The sequence below is a fragment of the Cellulomonas sp. P1_G12_2 genome, assembly GCF_056405535.1.
The window spans coordinates 1,466,772-1,487,450 of sequence record NZ_JBFUBX010000001.1; the positions used below are offsets into that span (position 1 = coordinate 1,466,772).

A 20,679-nucleotide genomic window follows, 5' to 3' on the forward strand; every position below is an offset into this window, starting at 1 on the left:
TCCGACTGGCCGTCGAATACGTGCATTAAGTCTCTCGGGTGCACAGCACGGTGGGCGCTCGAAGACTTGCTGGGCCGGCGGGTCTGGTCTGCGTGCAGACGATGCGACCCCTCTCTCGCGGCTCGCAGATGAGCACATGAGGGGACACGCTCCGCCGCGACCGGAAATCTCGGCGTACTGTCGCAGCGGACCGGAAGGCCAGGCGGCGACGTGCCGAAGAAGCGCCGAGCACAGCACTCGAATGAAGGTGCGCGTCGACCGGCCGGTGCCTCAGGTGTCGCGCTCGGCCGCGGTTCAGGAACTCGAAGACTTCCCTACGTCCAGGTGCCTGGGCCGGGTCCGATGGAACAACAGCGACGGCTGCACGACTACCTCGGGGACATGTAGCCCACCGAGCTCCAGACCGCCTTCTACGCTGCCCAGGGGATCGACCAGACCATGGTCGAAATCCCAAAGCCCGAGCGCCGATGTCCCGACATTTCAGTGCGACTCTCGGGGGTGATAGTCCGGTGTCGCGACCCGATCGACTCGAAGGCGCAGCTAAGCTCGTGGCGGTCGGTCAGCAGGACCTGGCAAGGCGCGTTCCGTGCGCCGGCGCGGAGAGCGAGCGTGTGATGGGGCACAGCCGGAAGGCTGCTGGAGATCCAGTCGAGTCAGCGCTGCTGGGGCTGGAGCGGATGGGCTTCGTTGCGCACCGAGATTCGACTGGTCCGCGACCGACGCTGGTGGCTCACCACCCCGAAAAGGGCGTTCTCGCGCTCGACCTCGCTGAGGGAGAGCCTTCAAGAACTCTCACGGCCCTCAATCGCAAGGTTGAGCTACTCCGTGAGGAGATCCCCGCGATTCGAAGGATCTCCATCGAACGCCGGGTCATCGATCCGCATGCGGCGGGGTCTGACAGGCAGTTCTTGACCGCGGCTGACGCGGCCAGCGGTGTGTGGGTCGCCGGCCTTCGACCCCGGCCAATTGATGAGCGAACGCAAGCCGACATCGTCGCGGCCTACCGCCCGGCGCTCGAAATCAAGCTACCGATCCGTTCGTCGATGAAGGACTCCGGTGCGAAAGGCCGTGCGGGTGTCCGATTGCGACTCGATCGCGAGCAAGAGTCCATCGTCCTCGACGACTCGGGCGGCGCGGTCATCGTCACTGGCCCGCCGGGGAGCGGCAAGACACTAGTAATCGCCGCCCGCGCAAAGAAAATAGCGCTTGATCATCCGAACTGGAAGATTCAAGTCCTGTGTTTCAACAATATGCTCGTTCCGTACCTGCGGTCGCTTGTTGGCCCGTTTCCGAACATCGAAGTGAYGACTTTTGGCAAGTTTGCTTCTAAGCTGGGATTCCGCGTCTCGCTCGAACATGAGATTGTARCCGAGTCAGACGTCGCGGCCGCACTACCGCTACTTCGAGCGAGTCGAGCAATTGACGCCATTTTGATCGATGAAGCTCAGGACTTCTTCCGTTCGTGGATCGACTTCGCCGTCGCGACTGTCAAACCCGGGCATGGTGGAGTCGTACTGGCTGGAGACCCGAAGCAGTCGCTCTACGGGCGAGAACTGGGACTGGACGGCGGAGTCGCTGGGGTGGATTCGGTACGGTACGTGAAACTGGAGCGGCCCTATCGGTCCACGCGCCAGATCCTGACAGTTACGTCTGCGATGAGCCCGTCGAGCGCTGTCGATCAATCACAACTTGCGTTCGATGGAGAGCCCGTCGATCTCGTGTTCGCCCACAACGTGGCAGGGCAGGCCGAGGCGGTTGCGAAGCATATCGTGGACCTAATCGGTCGCGGTGAGCGGAAACCTCAAGATATTGGCGTATTGGCGACGCGCAAGTGGCGCATGGGAAAGGTTGCGATAGCGCTCGACGCAGCCCACGTGCCCCAGCGACGCCTTTACGCCAACCAGTCAGACGACTTCGACCTGACCGAGCCAACGGTGAAGGTCATGACGGTCCACTCAGCGAAGGGACTCGACTTCGACGTCGTCTTTCTCGTCGGACTCGAGGACCTGCCGGATGACAACAGTAGCGACTCCGTCATTCAGGCTCGGGCGGGTTACGTCGGTATGACGAGGGCGAAGGACCAGCTCGTCATCACCTACTCGAAGGACAACGCCTTCCTTGAGCGAATAAGAGGCCTCGACCAAGAGACCTTGAGCAGGTGGGTTTGGCCGGATGACTTCAACTTCGAGGGGGCTTAGCGGTGGCAGAGCTCAAGGTCATGGACGAGTACGTCGGGCCGGGGGAGAGGAAATCGGCCGAGCGACTCGCTGCGGATCTCCCAGACTCGTGGGTCATCTACGCAGGGCGCAAGCTTGCTGGCGCGAACAAAGACGACGTCGACCTCATCGTGGTCGGGCAGGGCCTCGTGTTCACCGTTGAGGAGAAGGCGTGGGGGCCGACGATCATCGTCGGTGACGTCTACTGGCAGGTGAAGGGCGAATACCGTCACTCGCCAGTCGCGCAGGTAGCGACCGTAGCCAAGAAGCTCGCAAGTCTGTTGAGAAATGGCGCAAAAGGCTATGCGGCACTGAAAGGGAAACGCGTCCTCGCCGCCGTCGTTCTGAGCTACGACAATGTCCAGGTTCTAGCAGCACAGAACCACGAACGTGATGAACGAATCTGGCCACTGCCGATTGCGGCCGACGAAATGATGGAACTTGATAAGAGGGAATCAGCTCTCGCGGCAGCCCGCCCGTCGATAATCGGCTATCTCGATGGTCTCTCGTCCGCCGAGAAGAAGGATCGTATTGGTGAGTACAAGATCCTATCGCAGATTCCGGCCGCCGGTAGGGAGAAGGCATTCGACGCTCGATCCAATGCGGGCCAACGTGTCGTCCTAAAATGCTATCCGATCGAGCAGTTGAAACAGCTCGGTGATCCGATGGAGTACCTCGCACGCGAGACCAAAGCGATCAACAGAGTCGCCGAACTCGGGCGAACCTGGGCCGCGTTGCCGCCTTTCGAAAGTCCGGCGCATGGATACTACGTCGTACCCGTGGTACCACCGACCATCGGATGGACCCTCGAGCGGGACATGCTCACATCGAAAACGGTACGGGACAACGGCTTCATAGGCGTCGCCGACGCGACCGTGGTCGTGCGGAACGCGTTCGAGGCGCTCAAAGACGTTCATGAAGAGGAGCTAACGCACCGGGCGCTACACCCCCGCAGGATTTGGCTTGGCAAGAATCGACTTGTCAAGTTCAGCGATTTCCACCTCGCGCGAATTAACGGCGAAGTCACGATCGCACCATGGGTGGATTTCGATATTAGCGAGGACTACCGAGCGCCCGAAGCCGTCGCCGACGTTGGGCTAGCAACTTATGCGTCCGACGTGTACAGCCTGACGCTTGCACTCTCGACGTGGCTCATCGGAGAAGACGCCACCGAAATGGAGCGCGACCAAGTCTGTGAAAGAATCGCGAACACCTATCCGTGGGCGCAGAGTTTCCTTGCCGGACTGAGTTTCGACCCGTCGGAGCGCCCTTCCGCTCATTCGATGTCGGCGTCAATTGAGCTGCCTCCAGTAAAGCCGGAGCCGGTTCTTGATCACTCGCCCGGGGACGAGTTCGAGGTCGGTGGCCTTGTTGGCGGGCGATACCAAATCAGCCAAGAACTTGGTATTGGTGGATCTGCGCGCACCTGGAAGGTCTACGACAAGAACACGGATCTGACGCGAGTACTGAAGCAATTTCATGCTAGCGTCCCCGAAAAGCTCCGCCAGGAATTTCTTGCCGCGAATGAGCTGAATCACGAAAAATGTGGCCGCGTCTTCGACATGCGACTGGACTCTGTTCCCGCATACCTCGTCTCCGAATATGTGGTTGGAGAGAGTCTCAGCAACTCCGGCATCGATCGGAGCGTTGATGAAGTTCGCACGATTGCGCTGGATGTGCTCGAGGCACTCACCTACATACACAAGAAGGGTCGAGTTCACGGGGATGTGACTCCATCGAATGTCATCGTTGAGACGGATGGCAGCGGAAGCTCGAAGCTGATCGATTTCGGACTGGCGGTTCCGATCGGGGAGAAGGCCGAGGGGTGGAGCCCGCAGTTTGCTGCGCCCGAGGTCATGAAGGGTGGCACTGCGAGCGCAGCTGCCGATCTGTTTGGCTTCGCCGCGACCATGTCCTACGTCATGCTCGGTCGATCGGTAGCGACGTACCAAGGCGGGGCACTGCGGATCAACGCTCCAACGGAAGAAGAGATGAGGACGTGGGGAGAGGAGGGGAGCCTTCTTCTCAGAGTGTTGATGCGCGGACTCGTGGCGATACCGAGCGAACGCCCGAGTTCCGCTTCCGATTTCCGAGAACTGGTGATCAGTGCCCGTCCCGTTGAGAAGCCGACGGGATCCAAAGTACATCCTGGAGGCGAGTCTCCCGCCCAACTGGAACGGGTGATTAACCCCAACGTCGCCTCAATTCGTCGGATGTATAGGGCCGCTGCTGGCGGTAACGCGGGAAACCGGGGCCTGGACGACGCATTTGCCAGTTTGACGTACGTCCCGACCCTTCTCGATCTCGAACTGCTCCCGCGCGTTCTTGACCGCGAGTTCCAGGTCGTGCTATTGAGCGGAAACCCCGGCGACGGAAAGACCTCGGTCTTGGTCAAACTCGGCGATGCCCTCCGCGACCGCGGAGCGACAGTGCTGTACGAAGACGCAGCGGGTTGGGCCATTCAGTTGGACGGCCACACCTTCTACTCGATCTTCGACGCGAGTGAGTCCCATGGAAACCTGACTTCGGACGAGCTGGTAAGACGCGCGCTCCTGCCGGTCCTCGAGGGTGAGGCGGCAACCGCGCTCATCGCGGTGAACGACGGCAGGATGCTTCAGTTCTTTGTCGACAACTCGCACGACTTTCAGGAGTGGTGGTTCGCGATCAAGGACCAGCTTGAGGGTTTGCCCTACGACGATGGCGGGGTCGTGCTGGTCGACCTCAAGCGGCGGACCCTCGCCGGCTCCGGATCCGAGGCCGGATTGGCACGGCGTGTGCTTGACACGATGACCGACGAATCGCTGTGGAGCGCCTGCGGCTCGTGTGTTGCACAGAAGATCTGCCCGTTGCTTGCGAATCGCAACCTGCTCGCACATGAGGGGGGCAATGCATTTGACGAACTCATGCAGATCAGCCATCTGCGCCGACGCAGACGAGCGACATTCCGTGACGTCCGCTCCGCGATCGCATGGTTGATCACGGGGAATAGAACCTGCGAGGACATCCACGCGTACGCGAGCAACGATCTCAACCCGCTGTACTGGGACGGTACCGGCACTTACGATCTTGCCTTCTCCCGCGAATCTGACGACTATCTGATCGGCGAGTGGGCGGGTCTCGACCCCGCGACTGTGGCAGCTCCGGCCGTCGACCGGTTATGGCGTTCGATTAAGGATGACACCCGCAAGGCATTTCTCAACAGCCCGCAGCGGATTGCCCGGGCCATATACTTCGACGTTGCCACCGTCGAGTCGGACGAGGTCGGATTCCGCGACCTACGAGTCTTCCGATACTTCGACGAATTCCTGACGATGCTTACCGGAGTGGGCAGGGTCGAAGCGCTGGACCGGATACTTCTCGGCATCAGCCGCATCGTCGGAGCTTTCGGCTACGCCGGCAAGGGCTTGGCGATGAGCAGTGGCGCCGACGGCGCAGCTTGGGCGATTCTCCACACCGTGCCGGCGGACAAGTTCACGCTTGTCACACCGAGCTCGAGCGATCTATTCATCGAAACGATGCCAGACACGATCGTGGTCGAGCATTCCTCTGGTCAGAGACTCAACCTGACCCTTGACGCGGCAGAGGTAATCCTTCGTGCCGCGGACGGCGAGATCGTCAACGATGCAGCCTCCGAGGCAATCCGTCAGGAGATCGACAGCTTTGTCAATCAGCTCAAGCGCCAACCTTCGCACGCGGCCCAGATTGTAGACTCATCCGGCTCCGTAGTTTCTGCGCGAGTCGTTGGCGGGCGTATCGAACTGGAGGCTGCAAGGTGAAGATCGTCCTTCCCAAAGAAATGAACAGCCTGGTCACTCCCACCGTGCTTCCTGTCGAGCTCAATGACACGGACATCGATCGGATGCTGACGCGGATTCTCGAGATGGCCGTGAAGCGTGGCCTATATGCTAGCTCGAAAGTAAACACGCAAGAATATGTTCGCTACCTGGAGACGCTATTTCATTCCGACAGTCTTGTGGGGTTCGATGGCGACGACGGGCTAAACGCACTCGACGGATGGATTCGCGCGTCGATCCTGCGAGAGGAGCGAGCTGGCCAGCGCCGTGACCAAACGCAGATGGGCTACATTCGGCCGCTCACAATTGCCGCTTATCGCAGCGGCTTGCCCAAAACAGCTTCGCGGAACCGTCGTGCCGACGCACTAACCTATCAAAGCGTGTGGCGCGTGCTCGGCGGCACGCCGAACGACACCAAGCGCGTTGCGAACCTCTTTAAGGATACTTTCGGCACCGGCGTGGAGCTAGGCGAAGCTCCTTGGCACGCGCCCCGCTACGACGGCACGAGCAACGTCGATATTGATACCCTCCTCGCCCTGAGGTTCCTGGAGGGGTTTGTCGGCAGCCAGAACGCCAAGAATACGGACAAGACCTTCGCTCCATTGCCTGTCCCCGAAGCCGTGGACCCGCTTGGGAGGGATGTGGTCGCGTTCTTGCGTCAGTACGGACCTGCAATGCCGGTCGCCGAGGCGTTCGCGCATTTGAGTGCGATCATAAGCTTCCGCCTCTTCCAGCTGCCATTAGTCACAGCGCGGGCGCTGCGCGGTCTCATGCTCGGCGAGAACGTGGACCTCAGTCAGAATCCAACCGAGATGTACGTCGACTTCGTGCGACGTAAGGGAAGTGCGTCTGATGAAGTATCTCGCCTATGCGTAGTCCGCGATCTCGAGATACTCCGGACATTGTTCCGCGACCGTCTCCTCGTTCGTGAGCTCGGGAATGTTGCTGCGGCCGGCGGTATTCATCCGCCCGCAGAGGCTGATGCTCAGGAATTGCTACAGTGGTACGTTTCCCTGAAAGACGATGCGGGGACGACCTTCGGAATCGGCTTCCAACTGAATTCGATCCTGGCCGCACAGGATCCGGAGTCAGAGGAGCACGAGTTCGTCGACGGAATCGTCAAGTCGTCGGGCATATCCAATGCGGACAAGCTCGCCGCGATTTTGGTCGAAGGGCTTCGGAAGTCGGGCCTTGAGAACCAGGTGAAGTGGTTCCATACGACCGGTGGTGTAACCAAGTCGTACGGTGTGCTCGCTGGCGTGCTCAGGGCCAGGTCCACCTGGCGCTACGCACCATCAGATGAGCTCCTAACCACGCTGTTGTGTCTCTGTTTCACGGACGATGACGGAGCGTCAGTGCTCGGAAGCCTTCCGATGCGGGATGTGCTCACGCGTCTGGAGTCGAGGTTCGGAGTGCTCGTCGACCGACCGCCGACTGACTTGGACTCAGCGGCCGCTCGCGCCGGCGCGGCCGAGAACCTTGCCGCGTTCACTCGACAGCTCAAGCTTCTCGGGTGTTTCTCAGGGTTGTCCGACGACTTCTCCGCCCAATACGTCACGCGTCCTCGCGCGGTTAAGCGACAGGAGGTGTCGCTGTGAGCGCGACAGGATCCGACATCGTCAGGATCGCTTTGGGTGACGAGCTGGTCAAGCACATGGAGGGGACTGAGGCTGGTCACTGCGTACGCGTGGATGACATCGAAGCGCAGCTCGCGCTCGAACTCACGCCATCGCTCCAAGACGAGCTCGGCTCCGTGGCTGATGTGTTCGTCCTCCGGGCGAAGCCGGGCGGGGGATTCGAGATCGCGCCTGAACGCGCAATCGAGTTGCGCAATCGCAAGGCCAAGGCGCTCTTGCTCCTAGTTCCCCCCGGGGAGGGTCATGCCGCAAGCTCCCTCGATAATTCGTTCGAACGCTTACAGGCGATTAGCTTGTATGCAGGGGCTGAATCGGCCGTCAGAGATCAAATTGCTCAGGAGTCGGTGCGGGCTCTTGCGTCGCGACAGGCGTCGCGGCTCGGTAAGCAAAAGGAACCGTGGCTCGAATTTCTGGGTGAGTTGGTTGTGGATCCAACCTTCGAGGCGTTCGGTAAGAACCTCTGGCGCATCGGTCTGATTCCCGATCTCGGCGCAGACGTCGAGACGAGGCTCGATCGGAACCGGCGCACGGCTAGCGCGATTAGTCAGCCGTCCAGGCCGGCCGCGTCAATCGACGAACGGCTGACGATCGCTGGGCTCGAAGAGGGTGCTTGGCGCGCCCCGTTGCGTCAGTACCTGGATCAGGCCGGTGCCCGGCTGGCGAACCCCCGAATCTGGACCGAGGCACTACAGGATCAGGGTCTGTCGTTCGAGAATTGGCGGCTCGCAGATGCTGTTCACCACCACCTGACTGCCCTAGAAATCGACCCGTTTGTCAAACCTGACGGCACGCTTGACAAGTCGAGCAAACTCAAGCTTGGGTCGGACGACCAGCTCGTGCTGGAGGTGCCGGAGGGCGGTGCAGCGCCGCTGGTGGTGAAATGGAAGACCAATCCGAATAGGGTGGACACGATCGCCAAGTGGCGAATCGAAGTTCGCAAACCCGAGGATCTTCGAGATGACGAGTCCGAACCACTCGTCGAGACAAAGGTCAATGGCGCGCTGCGACGGAGCACGGTCAAGGTCGAGGTGTCCGCCGACGACCTCGACAGCGGGACATTGTTCGTCGTGTCTGTAACTCCGCTGGGGCAACACGGTGAAGAGATCGCGCTCGAATCGGGAGAACCCGCATTCGCTGACAGCCAGTGGTTCCAGATTGCTATCAAGGACGCGCCGGATGTCAAGACTCTGCGCCGTGCTGCCGTCAGCGTTCCGGAAGCAGCACTCCAGGCTGCGATGGCAGGTCAGGATGACCTCACTGAAGACCTGGTCATGTGGGACCTCGATGGTCAGGTCTTCGGCCTGCGACTCGGCAACCGCAGATCGATCCAGGTTCGGGTGAGTGACACGCTCGTGCGTCTGCAGCGGGATGCGGTCTCGAGCCCCAACAGCCCAAAGCATTACCTCTTCCGCGGCGTGTACGGCACCCGGCTCGAAGACAAAGGGACCTCCGACTCTCCGGACCTGGTACTTCCCAAGGCGCTTGCGAAGGCCCGTGCCGATTTTCTCGGTGCACTCGGAGCTGACAGCTCCCGAAACACAGGTGAGTCGGTGACTTGGACCGACGAGCTCCGGTCAATGGCAAAGGGGTACACGGCCTCCTTCAAGCGTGCACTCGAGCAGGCCTCTGGAGAAGCGTTAAGGCATCTGTTGCTAATGGACTCTGCGTCCGTTCAGGTGAAGCGCGCCAACAACTGGGTACGGGCAGTCATTCTCTTGCCGATCCACCCACTGCGACTCGGCTGGATCGCAGATCACGATGCCGTGCTTCGCCGATGGGCACGCGAAATCACCGAAGTAAAACCGAACTCGRCCCGCGCGTCGCACCTAGATATCGAACTGGTCAAGCAGGTCGTGCCCGCAAACCTTCCCTTTACCGTCACTGATGCCGACGGCAACATTGCCGTCTACAGCGAAGAGCTCACATATGGCTCCGGCCTCTACATCGTCCCCGGTTCGATGGACCGCGACTCCGCCGCTGAAGCGATCTGTTCGGTCTTGGACCTTGAGCGGATGTCGACGACCATGCGCGCGTCGTCCACACTCGTGGCGGAGCGAATTGCCGCATACGAGCAGGCGCACAGGCCGGGGGAGGCACTTCGCCTGCTCGCCGTGAACCCGGGGTCCGGCGACCTTGTCGCCGGGGCGTTGGCGACGGACGTCCAGGTTGATCTCATCGAGGAAGAGGAGGACGTCGAACCCCATCGGCTCGAGATAGTCGCTTACTCCGACAGTGCTGCCTATGTGGAGCCGGTTCCGGCGCTCATTAGGCTCCAGGAGGTACTACGAGCCCGCAATACATCGAAGCATGTAACGCACCTCTCGCCCGCCATGTCGCTGAGCGTTCGCGGCCTCCTCGAAGTCTCGCGTGACACGGCGAGCGCGCACCTCGCAATCGTTCAAGACGTGTACGAGCCGATGGTGGGGTTCACCGAGCCGAGTGAGCGCAAACCCTCATTTCACGACCTGCTCGTACCCATCGTGACTGTTGCCGACCAGGCGGACGGCACGGCCAAGCGATGGGTCAGCTCACCGACGCTTGGGCCCGCGGCTGGCGGCGGCGAGTCGGAGCTCAGCGTCGTCCACCGCACCCACCAGCGGGCGATCGCCAAGTTCACGGGCGCTCCAGAAGGTTCCGTCCCCACAGTGACGGTCGTACTCAACGAGGATCGTCAGACGCTCGTGCGCAAAGCCCACGAGCGGGCGGACTGGGTCATCGGACTCGACCGCTATATAGGCGTCGATCTGTTCGGAAGCGGCGTTGTCGACACTCAGTACATCCTTGATTACGCGCCAGACTTCGTGGAGGGTATCGGCGACCGACTCACGGTCACCACCACGCATCGGCAGGAAGTCGAGCAGCTCCTCGATAGCGCGATGGACGAGCTTGGCCTGGCCTGGGTAGACCAGTCGGTCGGGCGGGCCCTCGAGACTCTCTCACTCGTGTCCGGCCGACTTGCATTGCGTCTGCTCAAGGACACCACCCGGGCGCGGGAGGCCGTGTCCCTCGCGGCCCTCGTGGTGTACCTGCAATCGCGCGGTCAGCTCGAGGACCTGATCGTCGTACCGGTGGACGCCCACCTCGAGATCTTCGGCGCTGCCCTCCGTGACAGCGGTGAGGCACGTCGCTGTGACTTGCTGCTCGTCAGGATCGGGCCGCGCTCCTTCAAGATCGAGTGCGTGGAGGTGAAGTCCCGCAAAGAGGCACACCTACCTCAGGCGCTCGCCGACCACATCGTTAATCAGGTGGAGGACACGAAACGCATGCTTGAGTCTCGGTTCTTCTCCGATCCGCCCCGGATCGATTCTGAGCTTCAGCGCGCGCGTCTGACGAGCCTGCTCCATTACTACGCGGACCGCGCCTTTGCGAATGGGATCATCGCGCCCGACCGAATCGGTGATATCCACCGCCATATTGACCGCGTGAACGAGAACGGCGAACAGGCGGTGATCACGACGCAGGGCTACGTCATTAGCCTCGACGGCGACAAAGGTTTCAAGAAAAAGTACGGCGACACCCCGATGGCGGTGATCACGGCGTCCGATCTAGTGAACGTTGGTCTGACAACGCGGGCGGCGAGGATCGACCTGGGGAGCGTAGCCCCCTGGGAGGAGTCAGACGTTGTAGCGGTGGAAGCCAGCGACGTGGTGGTCCCAGCCGCTGACGTGTCGGCCGAAGCAGAATTGGTGGAGTCGCAGTTCTCCCAGGCCAGTCCACCGGCGGCCGGCAGCGTCACGGTTCCGGCCGAACCGGAGCCGCGCGACGCGGAGCCATCCGCGCAGGGCGGCCCCAAGTCTTCCAGCGAAAGTGACCTGGCAGATGAGAACACAAATGAGGTTGTCGTCTCGCTCGGAGAGGACAGCGGCGGCAGCACGGTGAGCTGGCGCGTGAGCACGAAAGGTAGCCCGCACGCCTTCATCCTTGGTATCCCCGGCCAGGGGAAGTCGGTGACGACGCGAAAGATCCTTCGCGACTTCGTCGTCGGGGGACTTCCGTCGCTGGTGTTCGACTTCCACGGAGACATGGCGGTATCTCCACCGGAGGGTGCTGCCATCCTCGATGCAGCGTTGGGACTCCCGTTCAATCCCTTCGAGCCTGACGTGCAAGCGGGCCGCCCGATCAACATGAACGCGATGGAAATCGCGGAGATCCTCGCCCACGTAGCGTCACTCGGCGATATCCAACGCGATCACGTCTACACCGCATTGCAGCAAGCATACGAGGAGCACGGTTGGAATGGGCTGGAGCGCGGTGCATCGACTCCAGGTATCGAGGACTTCGTCAGCGCCCTGGGCAACGTGGAGTCGAAGCAGGCCGGAAAGAACGCCGTGGCCCGACTTCGCGCTTTCACCGACTTCGGCCTTTTTGCTCCCGGTGACCATGCGAAGTTCGACATTTTGACCGCCGACAAGCGGGGGCTCGTGGTGGACATTAGTAAGCTAACCGAGGAGGTGCAACGAGTCGCCGCATCGTTCATCTTGCGAAAAGTGTATCGGGAGATGTTCCGGTGGAACCAGGACGGGACGATGAAGCTTGCAGTTGTCCTAGATGAAGCGCACCGAATGGCACGCGATGTGACGCTTCCAAAGATCATGAAGGAAGGCCGCAAGTACGGAGCTGGTGTGATCGTTGCCAGTCAGAATGTGGACGACTTTCACAGCGACGTCCTCGGGAACGCCGGCACAAAGATTGTTTTCCGAACAAACTATCCCGCGTCAAAGAAGGTAAGCAACTTTCTTCGGGGCCGAACTGGCGTCGATATTAGCCAGGAGATTGAGAAGCTCAACGTTGGTGTCGCGTATGTGTCGACTCCCGACGTCGCGCAAGCTCGGAAGGTCTACATGTCGCAGTGACCTGCCCGGCTTCTCGTCGGAGAGAACACCGTGTAGCTCTGGGATCGTTGAAGTGCAAGCGTTCGTGGCGGCTGGAACAATTAATGCGGAGTCACTACCCAATGCTGGTCGTTTCGGATTTGGCCGCCTGAATTGGACTCGTCGTGGCCGACCCGCCGACCTCCTCACGGAGGCAAACGCACCCGCGATCGCCTGCAGCGTCGGAACGGCTCTACCGGCTCTCTTGGAGCGCGAACTAGCACGACCAGCCTGGCCCTGTGGACTGCCACTACATCCTCCCAGGGCGGGCTCGCGTGCGATGAGGACCACCGCGTGCCCCACGGTCAACCGTACGCTCGGGCGAGTCGGCACACCGAGCAGGTCAGTCCAACCCGGCCCATCCGATCTTGAAACTGTTCGAATGATTCCCGCTCGATCAACTCTGTTCGCTGACAGACTACGAAGATGGCAACGCAGCCGGCGAATACCGGATACCGGAACTACACCGCCGATGGCACGTACTGGACCGTCCGCAAGCATGGTTCGACATATTGGGTTGTGCGCATCGATAACAGCAACGGCGAGTATCGCTGGGTCGAGGTGTGGGGCGGGTACGACCGTGCCGGCTCCGCAGGCGGCGCCGCGGCACAACTCGCGTACGGGCAGGCCGTCGAAGACACTCGGTCAAAGCTCACGGAGGCCCTTCATGGCGCGCTGGACGGCGTCGGGCTCGGAGTTCCTGAGCCGGCGAAGCCATCCGTGCCCGCTACCGCTGCTCCCGTCGCCCGGGTCGACGACGAAGGCGCTGGAACCGACGCATGACCGCGGCGACCAGCTGAACAGGTGAAAGTCCCGTTGCCTCGTCAGGCGTCGTCGACTGCGAGTGGTGTTAACCGGCTCTTCCCAGTTGAGGGTGTAGACGGCGGCCGGCTGGAGCGCGGAGGGGTCGGCGCGTCGGTGCCCGGGTAGAGGTCGAGCCCTCCCGAGGATGGGAGCTCCGACACTGCCCACCTAGCTAGGCCGGCTTGCGGACGAGGGCCTCAAGTACGCTCAAACGGCCCTCGTCCGCACTCAGGGCCACGTTGATCTGAGATTCCCCAATCCGCTCGCCCATGAGCGTCTGCAGCCCCAGCGGCGGCAGCCCGTGTTCCTCCAACCGCCGGCGGTTCTCCCGCAAGTCCGGCAGGACCTCCTCCGTCTTGTCCCGGAAGATCACGATCTCGAACCCCGCGGTGAGAACTTGCTCCCGTGTCTCCTCGGGCGAACACAAAAAGCTCGTGCCCGGCCCTGCCGCCCAGGGCAGCGGGTAGTCGGGCTCGCCTTTCGGCCCGGCTCCGTAGTGGGAAAATGCGAACACCGCGCCGGGGCGAAGCACACGAAGCGCCTCGGCATAGAAGCGCCGCTTGTCGTCGATGTTCATCGCCACGTTCTCGGAATAGGCTCGGTCGAACCCATCGTCCTCGAAGGGCAGATCGGTCGCGCTGCCCTCCACCACGCGCACGCGATCCGAGAGGCCGGTCGCGGCATTCAGCTCCTCCGCCGCGCGGCAGAACTCCGGCGTCAGGTCGAGCGAGGTCACGTGGCAACCGAAGTGCGTCGCGGTCCACCGCGCCGGTCCGCCGATCCCGCCGCCGATGTCGAGGATGCGCTCGCCGGAGAGGGGTTCGAGGAGCGCTACCGTCTCCTTTGTCGCCTTCAGCCCCCGGCCGTGGAAGTGGTCGAGTGGGGCGAGGGCGTCCGGCGTAATCGGGCCCGCCTCGCTGCCTCCTGCCGCCCTAAGCGCAGCGAGGATGCGGGCTGCGATGCCCTCGCTGGCGTAGTGGTCTTGGACCTTGTTACCGGCTGCGGCCATGTTTCGTTCTCCTCCCGAGCCGCCCGCGGTCGATGGCTTGAGGGCGTTCGTATGACAAATTCCTGAGAGGCTCAAGGCTAGATAGGAAGACCTCGACGTGCCTGACGCTACCTTCGCGACCCCTGATGTGACGACGTTCTGCCGCCTCGACGAGCTGGGTCTGGTGGTGGTCGGCCAGCACCTCCGACCGGATCGGGCGGTGCTGGCCTGCCGGGTCGCCGACGACGCGGTCGAGGAGGCGGACCGCTGGTGCCGGCGCTGCGGCTGCGAGGGTCGCCCGCGGGACACCGTCACCCGTCGCCTGGCGCACGAGCCGGTGGGCTGGCGGCCGACGACGCTGCTGCTGTCGATCCGCCGCTACCGGTGCGCTGGCTGCGGGCATGTGTGGCGCGAGGACACCAGCCGCGCCGCGGAGCCGCGGGCGAAGCTGACCCGCACCGCGCTGCGGTGGGCGCTGGTCGGGCTGGTCTGCCAGCACCTCACCGTCGCGCGTCTCGCCGAGGCCCTCGCGGTGTCGTGGAGCACCGCCAACACCGCCGTGCTCGCCGAGGGGCAGGCCGTCCTGCTCGACGACCCGACTCGCTTCGACGGGGTCCGGGTGATCGGCGTCGATGAGCACGTGTGGCGGCACACGCGGCGCGGCGACAAGTTCGTCACGGTCGTCATCGACCTGACGCCGGTCCGGGACCGGACCGGCCCGTCGCGGCTGCTGGCCATGATCGAAGGCCGCTCCAAGCTGGCGTTCACGGTGTGGCTCGCGAACCGGCCGAAGACCTGGCGCGACGGGCTGGAGGTAGTCGCGATGGACGGGTTCTCCGGATTCAAGACCGCCACCACCGAACAGCTGCCGGCAGCGACGGCGGTGATGGACCCCTTCCACGTCGTCCGCCTCGCCGGCGACGCGCTCGACCGGTGCCGGCGCCGGGTCCAGCAGGACCTGCACGGACACCGCGGCCGCAAGGACGACCCGCTCTACCGGGCCCGCCGCACCCTGCACACCGGCGCCGACCTCCTCACCGACCGGCAGCACCAGCGCTTGACCGCCCTGTTCGGAGTCGAGGACCACGTCGCCGTCGAGGCCACCTGGGGTGTCTACCAGCGCATGATCGCCGCCTACCGCCACCCCGACCGGGCCGCCGGACGGGCAGAGATGAGCAGCATCATCACCAACCTGTCCGCGGGCGTCCCGGCCGCGCTCACGGAGCTGCGCACGCTGGGGCGGACGCTGAAGAAGCGAGCCGAGGACGTCCTGGCGTACTTCGACCGGCCCGGCACCAGCAACGGCCCGACCGAGGCAGTGAACGGCAGGCTCGAGCACCTGCGCGGCTCCGCCCTCGGCTTCCGCAACCTCGCCCACTACATCGCCCGCAGCCTGCTCGAGACCGGCGGGTTCAGGCCGCGGCTACACCTGTAGGAACTCATCAGAGTTGTCCGGTGCCCAGCGCTCGGACCTGCGGTGGGAAAAGTTTGTGAGACGAGCGGCGTCTCACCTACCTGTCCGAATCCTCGGCTGCCGTGCTGATGACCAGGCCCTCGACAGTCACCTCGACGATGCAGGCTGCGAGGTCGGGCACGACCACGTGCGCTGCGCTCAGGTCGTCGGCCGGATGGGAGGTGGCCACCCCGAGCACGTGCGCTCCCGCTGCACGTCCCGCCTCCAAGCCAGCCGGTGCGTCTTCCACGACGAGGCACCGGCGAGGGTTGAAGCCGAGCTGGCGGGCCGCGTCCAGATATCCCTGCGGGTCAGGCTTGCCCAGCCGGACATCCTCTGCCGCTACCAACACGTCGGGCACTGGCAGCCCCGCGGCGGCCAGCCGCGCACGCATCAGCAGTTGCGAACCCGACGTCACCGCGGCCCATCGATCGGATGGCAGGCGCGACAAGAGGTCTCGCGTGGCGGGGAGCGCGATCACGTCATCGAGGTCTGCCATCTCCAGCCGCTCGAGCTCAGCGACCGCAGCGGCGCGTTGGTCGCTCGGCAGAAACTCGGCCACCGTGTCCTCCGAGCGGCGCCCGTGACAGACCCGGAGGACCGCCAAGTCGTCGATCCCGCGGGCAGCGGACCATGCCCGCCACGTGCGCCCGACCGCAGCGGTCGAGTCCACCAACGTCCCGTCGATGTCGAACAGGATCGCGTCCACCTCAAAGCGCATACGTAGCAACCTACGGGCGTTGCCCGGGGTGCGAGAGCCGCGGCCCGAACGAACTGCTGCCGAGCGATCTGCTTGCCGAGCGACCTGAGCGTCCTACACCAACACCCTCAATCGTGAAGAGCCTGTTAACCGCGTCGTGATCGCAGCGGCAATGTCTGGCTGGCACCTGCGCCAGAATATGTCGATGGTCGCGAGGCCGGCGATCCCCTCGAGGTACCGGTTCCTCGGCGACATCGTCCAGTCGCCGAGCGCGCCGAGGATGTGCCTGCCGATACATTGGGGCACGCGGCGGAAGCGGGCGAATACAAGTTCCTACGCCTCCTACACGGCTCGTTCGCCATCCGTGACCTCCGGCTCCTGCATGAGCACGTCATTGGCGAGCGACTCGTCGCCGACACGTTCCGGCGAACGATGCTTCGGCATCTGCGGGCCGCGGGAGAGTCACCTCGCGGCGTACGAGGCAAGCCCGCCGAGCTGTACCTGCGCGCCGAGCAGCGCGTCGATTCCGAGGACGGAGACGCGCGGTGAGCACCAACAGGGTGGGAGATAGGTTCCGACTCGTCGGTACAGAACTTCAGGGCATGGTCAATGACTCCTGGGGGATCGAGCTCGTCCTTCGCGCGCTCGCAGGCAGCCGCGTACCTGTGCTGCCGACAACGGCAGGCTGGCAGACCGACCACGAGCAGTACCTCGCCTACTGGCACGGCCTCCACTACCTTCTTGTGGCGCGTCTTGGTTGGTCCGACCCCGGCAAGGGACTTCGGGCGTGGGCGGATGGCGGCCGTGATTCCGAGGATGAGACGCTCACCTTCATCGAGGCGGTCTGGGGCCACGACGGGCACCTCGACAAGTACATCGCCTGGGCGACACGTAGCTTGCAGCACTCGCTGGCCGACGTGGACCGGCAGACGGCGGAGCCCACCGCCGAGTGGATGCGCTGGGCGCAGCTACAACAAGACGATTCCCCGATGCGTATCGAGGACACGAACGGGCCCCACTTCGGACCGATTGACGCGGAGACCGAGGCGATCCGGGACGGCCGGAAAGGCTCCATACTCGTGGTGGTGGATCGAAAGGCGCGGCGTGCGCTGTACGTGACCGGAGGAGCCGGCTTCTACGAGGACCTGCGCCGCCGATGGGACGAGCTTCCGAACGTGACGCCGGACACCTGGCGCGTGGAAGCATTCAACCGTCGCCTCGGCTATCTGGGCGACTACCGCCGTTCGCGCGAGACGGGCTTGCTGTACGTCGGCAAGCACTCGGTCCACCTGCTCGGCAACTGACGCGGTTCGAGACGACGCGAGCATCGTCACCTCGGCCTCCAGGCAAGGTCGGGCTGGACCTTCCACGATCGTTTGGAGCGCCCCACGACGGCGTGCGGCTGTCCCCTCCCGGTCGATTGCCGGGTGTCCCCTGCATTCAGGGCCGCAGGTCGAACCTGACCACGTCGAGCAGGGCAGCAAGCTCGGGTTCGCCCGCGGTCGGAATCGGCTGGAGCGCCCTTGATGCGCCGGTCTGCACGATCAAACGCGAGGTCAGGCATTCGTTGAAGACCTCAACCGATTCGGCGCGCTGCCACCGCACGCCCTCAAGGGCCGTCCGGTCACAATGGCCCGCCAGAATCGCTTCGGCGCGGACGGTGCCGTAGACATCTGGTTGGGTCGCACGTACGGCGACAATCTGGGCAGACGTGAGTGCGGGGGCGACAGCGAACGCCTCCCTGAGTGTGACGATCAGGTGTCCGCACACAAGGGTCGTGTAGAGATGGGCACGCTCGGCCTTGGTCAACCTCTTCAGACTGAGGTTGCCCGCCTGGGTGGTCGTCGGCATCCAGTCGGGCACGTCGGCTTCCGGCGGCACGATCACCACGAGCGACACCTGAGTGCCCGTGATGCCCACAGCGGCGGCGGCGGCGTCRTTGTTGCTGAAGGCCGCTGCGAGAACGTCGAGGGTGATGTCGGGGTCGCAGGCCTCGAGTAGTCGCCACACTGCATCTGCCGCACCCTGCGCTTGCTCTTGCTGCGTCATCCGCGTGGCGGTGGCGGCGAGGAACTCCTTCTCGGCGTTTAGTTGGGCCTCGGCAAGTGCGTCCTTGCGCTTCTGCCCGAACGGGCGAGTCGCGCCCTTGGCGAGTTGCTCGTGCCGCTCGAAGATCGGTCCTGCGTCAATTGGCGGAGGCATAGGAATGAGCGGGCGCGTTGAGAGCGGGAAGCCTTCGCGGTGGATGTTCGAGATCGCGATGATCTGCTGATGGAGCGCGTGGGCGGTCGCCTCCTTGTCCGAGGCGCGGGCGGCGCGGGCTGCAGCCAACTGCTGGTTGGCCGAAGAGGTTCCGGTTCGCCGACGAGCGCCGCCACCCCCGACCCGAAGGGACTTGTAATAACCGACAGGGCCAGCACCCGTGGAAACCCCGAGACCTCCAGCGCCCATATGTACGCGGGCCACGCGAGGTCCCATCGAAGTGCGAACACCGCGGCTCGAGACACCAACTCGCAGACCAGGCATCAGCTTGACCGAGAAGCCCACCGGGATCGACCTACCGCGCGGCGTTCTGCTCTACGAGCTGCTTGAGCCAGAGGTGGGCCCCGAGGAATGTGCCGTTGGATTTGTGCTTGAACACGATCGTCCACGGGTCGAAGCCGACGCTGAGGCCGGTCGGAACGATGAGCTCGTTGCCGTCGATCGCTACGGTGAGGATTCCGCTGACAAAGCGGGTGGCCTTCTCAAAGTGGACCGCGCTGAGGCGTGACTGCTCAAACCGGACTTCGGGCTGAGGGTTGTCTCGGTGCTCGATGATGACTTCTTCACCATCGATGACCAATGCGCAGTCGTCGCGTCCCTCGTACCGCGTGGCCATGCTTTAGCTCCTCGTCTCGGCTCCTCTACAAGGTAGCGACTGCCGAGTGCGGTCCGCCAGGAAAGGGCTGCGGGGCCAGACCGACGCGCGTCGTGAACCTCGTGGCAGCGGGGTGACAGAACTGGTCAGTTAGGTGTCACTGTCACCTATCCGTGCATCAGACCCTCGTCGCAATTCTGCTGCCTGGGGCAGAGCTCGACGTCCTCGAGATCGCCATCGCCGAATACATCGACTGGTTCAACCACCGACGCCTGCACGGCGAGATCGGCATGATCCGACCCGCCGAACTGGAAGGCACCTACTACCGTCAGAACACCGCTCCGGCGAAGGTCGAAGCGTCAGTTGCGAGCCTCCCTTGAACCCGGGGCGACAGCATCGCGAAAGGGTGGGTGCCGATGGCACCCACCCTCTTAGGTCTTCGCCGAGCGGGCCGGTCAGACCTGACGCAATGTGAAGATGATGCCGTCGCGCTGGCCGCTCGCGCCGGTGCCGGGGATGGTCTCGATGCCGTGGGTGTCGTACTCGAACTCACCGACGTAGGTCACGAAGCCCGTGCCGTCGCCCTCGAACAGCTGCAGCTGCTTGCCGTTCGCCCGGTGGTCCAGGATGGCCCGGTTGCCGCGGGTCATCGTCTGGTCGCCGCGCTGACCCTCGCCGGTGTAGCGGTAGGTGCCGTCGCCGTTGGGGCCGTCGGTGTAGCCGTGGTTCTCGCCCCTGGGGCTCGCGAACAGGAGGACGAGGTCGCCGTCCCGGCACGGGGCGATCCCACTCTGGATGTTGCCGCCGAAGTGGCGGTGCAGGTCCCGGCGCCGGACCCGGTCGCCGGGGCTCAGGGTCCACTGGGGGCTGGTGGTGGTGGTGTTCGTCATGTCGGTCTTGTCTTTCCACTTGTTGAGGGCTGTGGGCTTCGAGACCCCGGTGATGGCGGCGATCTCATTCCAGGTGTGTCCTGCCCGACGGCATTCGGCTACTTGGATCGCGATGACGCTCTCAAGGGCCTTGACGGCATGGATGCTGGCCGCGAGCGCGGCCATGGGCTGGTCTGTCATGTGTCCTCCAGGTCAATAAGTTGTCCCGGGGTCAACGATGTCACGTTCTCTCCGGCGGGTCAACTACTTTCCCCGTGGTCGCGAAGGCCTGACTAGACCGCGTGTGTTCGCCGCCGGTGCGAAGACGCTGCCCGGCACACCCTTCAGGTGCATTCGCTCGCGTGCTGCCGATGCACTAGACCGTTCGACGTTGGCAGCTACAGGAACTACCGGCTGTACATGACTGCGCGCGATGGTTCACAGTGCGGCTGGCACAACCTTCTTACGGGAGCCACTCACTGCGAGCAGC

At 63.4% G+C, this 20,679-nt stretch carries 14 protein-coding genes; 9 read left to right on the plus strand and 5 right to left on the minus strand.

Translation table 11 applies throughout. The annotated features are described in order from the left end of the window. Positions 1–548 precede the first annotated feature (548 nt). The 5 genes from AC1DXT_RS06955 to AC1DXT_RS06975 all read left to right on the plus strand — a co-directional run bounded on the left by AC1DXT_RS06955 (position 549) and on the right by AC1DXT_RS06975 (position 13,301). Positions 549–2,198, plus strand: a complete 1,650-nt coding sequence (locus tag AC1DXT_RS06955; protein ID WP_477060595.1) for a 3'-5' exonuclease — start codon at positions 549–551, stop codon at positions 2,196–2,198. Positions 2,199–2,200: 2 nt separating this feature from the next. After that, positions 2,201–5,992 carry a protein kinase domain-containing protein gene (locus tag AC1DXT_RS06960; protein WP_477060596.1) on the plus strand — a complete coding sequence of 1,264 codons (3,792 nt, stop codon included), beginning with the start codon at positions 2,201–2,203 and terminating at the stop codon, positions 5,990–5,992. Then, the gene (locus AC1DXT_RS06965) at positions 5,989–7,608 is read left to right on the plus strand and encodes a methylation-associated defense system protein MAD7 family protein (protein ID WP_477060597.1); all 1,620 of its coding nucleotides are present in this window, start codon (positions 5,989–5,991) and stop codon (positions 7,606–7,608) included. The genes AC1DXT_RS06960 and AC1DXT_RS06965 overlap by 4 nt, the downstream gene beginning before the upstream one ends. Beyond that, positions 7,605–12,500, plus strand: a complete 4,896-nt coding sequence (locus tag AC1DXT_RS06970) for an ATP-binding protein (RefSeq protein ID WP_477060598.1) — start codon at positions 7,605–7,607, stop codon at positions 12,498–12,500. The genes AC1DXT_RS06965 and AC1DXT_RS06970 overlap by 4 nt, the downstream gene beginning before the upstream one ends. A 444-nt stretch (positions 12,501–12,944) precedes the next feature. Next, complete coding sequence (locus tag AC1DXT_RS06975; RefSeq protein WP_477060599.1) at positions 12,945–13,301, plus strand: hypothetical protein; 357 nt, start codon at positions 12,945–12,947, stop codon at positions 13,299–13,301. 193 nt (positions 13,302–13,494) lie between these two features. On the opposite strand, the gene AC1DXT_RS06980 is transcribed toward AC1DXT_RS06975, so the two are convergent. Then, positions 13,495–14,331 (minus strand): class I SAM-dependent methyltransferase, encoded by an 837-nt coding sequence (locus AC1DXT_RS06980; RefSeq protein WP_477060600.1) that lies wholly within the window; start codon positions 14,329–14,331, stop codon positions 13,495–13,497. Between the two features lie 97 nt (positions 14,332–14,428). Between AC1DXT_RS06980 and AC1DXT_RS06985 the strand changes: the two genes are divergently transcribed. Next, entirely contained in the window at positions 14,429–15,745 is a 1,317-nt protein-coding gene (locus tag AC1DXT_RS06985; RefSeq protein ID WP_477060601.1) for an ISL3 family transposase, read from the plus strand. 76 nt (positions 15,746–15,821) lie between these two features. Here the strand turns inward: AC1DXT_RS06985 and AC1DXT_RS06990 are convergent, their stop codons facing one another. Next, positions 15,822–16,484 (minus strand): HAD-IA family hydrolase, encoded by a 663-nt coding sequence (locus AC1DXT_RS06990; RefSeq protein ID WP_477060602.1) that lies wholly within the window; start codon positions 16,482–16,484, stop codon positions 15,822–15,824. A gap of 261 nt (positions 16,485–16,745) precedes the next feature. Between AC1DXT_RS06990 and AC1DXT_RS06995 the strand changes: the two genes are divergently transcribed. After that, positions 16,746–17,012 (plus strand): NrtR DNA-binding winged helix domain-containing protein, encoded by a 267-nt coding sequence (locus AC1DXT_RS06995; protein ID WP_477060603.1) that lies wholly within the window; start codon positions 16,746–16,748, stop codon positions 17,010–17,012. A gap of 53 nt (positions 17,013–17,065) precedes the next feature. Next, on the plus strand, positions 17,066–17,767 hold the full coding sequence (locus tag AC1DXT_RS07000; RefSeq protein ID WP_477060604.1) for a hypothetical protein: 702 nt from the start codon (positions 17,066–17,068) through the stop codon (positions 17,765–17,767). 136 nt (positions 17,768–17,903) lie between these two features. Here the strand turns inward: AC1DXT_RS07000 and AC1DXT_RS07005 are convergent, their stop codons facing one another. Continuing rightward, complete coding sequence (locus AC1DXT_RS07005; protein WP_477060605.1) at positions 17,904–18,794, minus strand: hypothetical protein; 891 nt, start codon at positions 18,792–18,794, stop codon at positions 17,904–17,906. 226 nt (positions 18,795–19,020) lie between these two features. After that, entirely contained in the window at positions 19,021–19,341 is a 321-nt protein-coding gene (locus AC1DXT_RS07010) for a hypothetical protein (protein ID WP_456788336.1), read from the minus strand. Between the two features lie 152 nt (positions 19,342–19,493). On the opposite strand from AC1DXT_RS07010, the gene AC1DXT_RS07015 reads away from it, so the two are divergent. Beyond that, on the plus strand, positions 19,494–19,700 hold the full coding sequence (locus tag AC1DXT_RS07015; protein WP_477060606.1) for an IS3 family transposase: 207 nt from the start codon (positions 19,494–19,496) through the stop codon (positions 19,698–19,700). 75 nt (positions 19,701–19,775) lie between these two features. Here the strand turns inward: AC1DXT_RS07015 and AC1DXT_RS07020 are convergent, their stop codons facing one another. Further along, positions 19,776–20,375 carry an SRA domain-containing endonuclease gene (locus AC1DXT_RS07020; protein WP_477060607.1) on the minus strand — a complete coding sequence of 200 codons (600 nt, stop codon included), beginning with the start codon at positions 20,373–20,375 and terminating at the stop codon, positions 19,776–19,778. Between the last annotated feature and the right edge of the window lie 304 nt (positions 20,376–20,679).

Bases quoted from the DNA above. Each gene is read 5' to 3' on its own strand.
- AC1DXT_RS06975 (WP_477060599.1), top strand. From the start codon at position 12,945: ATGGCAACGCAGCCGGCGAATACCGGATACCGGAACTACACCGCCGAT.
- AC1DXT_RS06980 (WP_477060600.1), bottom strand. From the start codon at position 14,331: ATGGCCGCAGCCGGTAACAAGGTCCAAGACCACTACGCCAGCGAGGGC.
- AC1DXT_RS06990 (WP_477060602.1), bottom strand. From the start codon at position 16,484: ATGCGCTTTGAGGTGGACGCGATCCTGTTCGACATCGACGGGACGTTG.
- AC1DXT_RS07000 (WP_477060604.1), top strand. From the start codon at position 17,066: ATGGTCAATGACTCCTGGGGGATCGAGCTCGTCCTTCGCGCGCTCGCA.
- AC1DXT_RS07010 (WP_456788336.1), bottom strand. From the start codon at position 19,341: ATGGCCACGCGGTACGAGGGACGCGACGACTGCGCATTGGTCATCGAT.
- AC1DXT_RS07020 (WP_477060607.1), bottom strand. From the start codon at position 20,375: ATGGCCGCGCTCGCGGCCAGCATCCATGCCGTCAAGGCCCTTGAGAGC.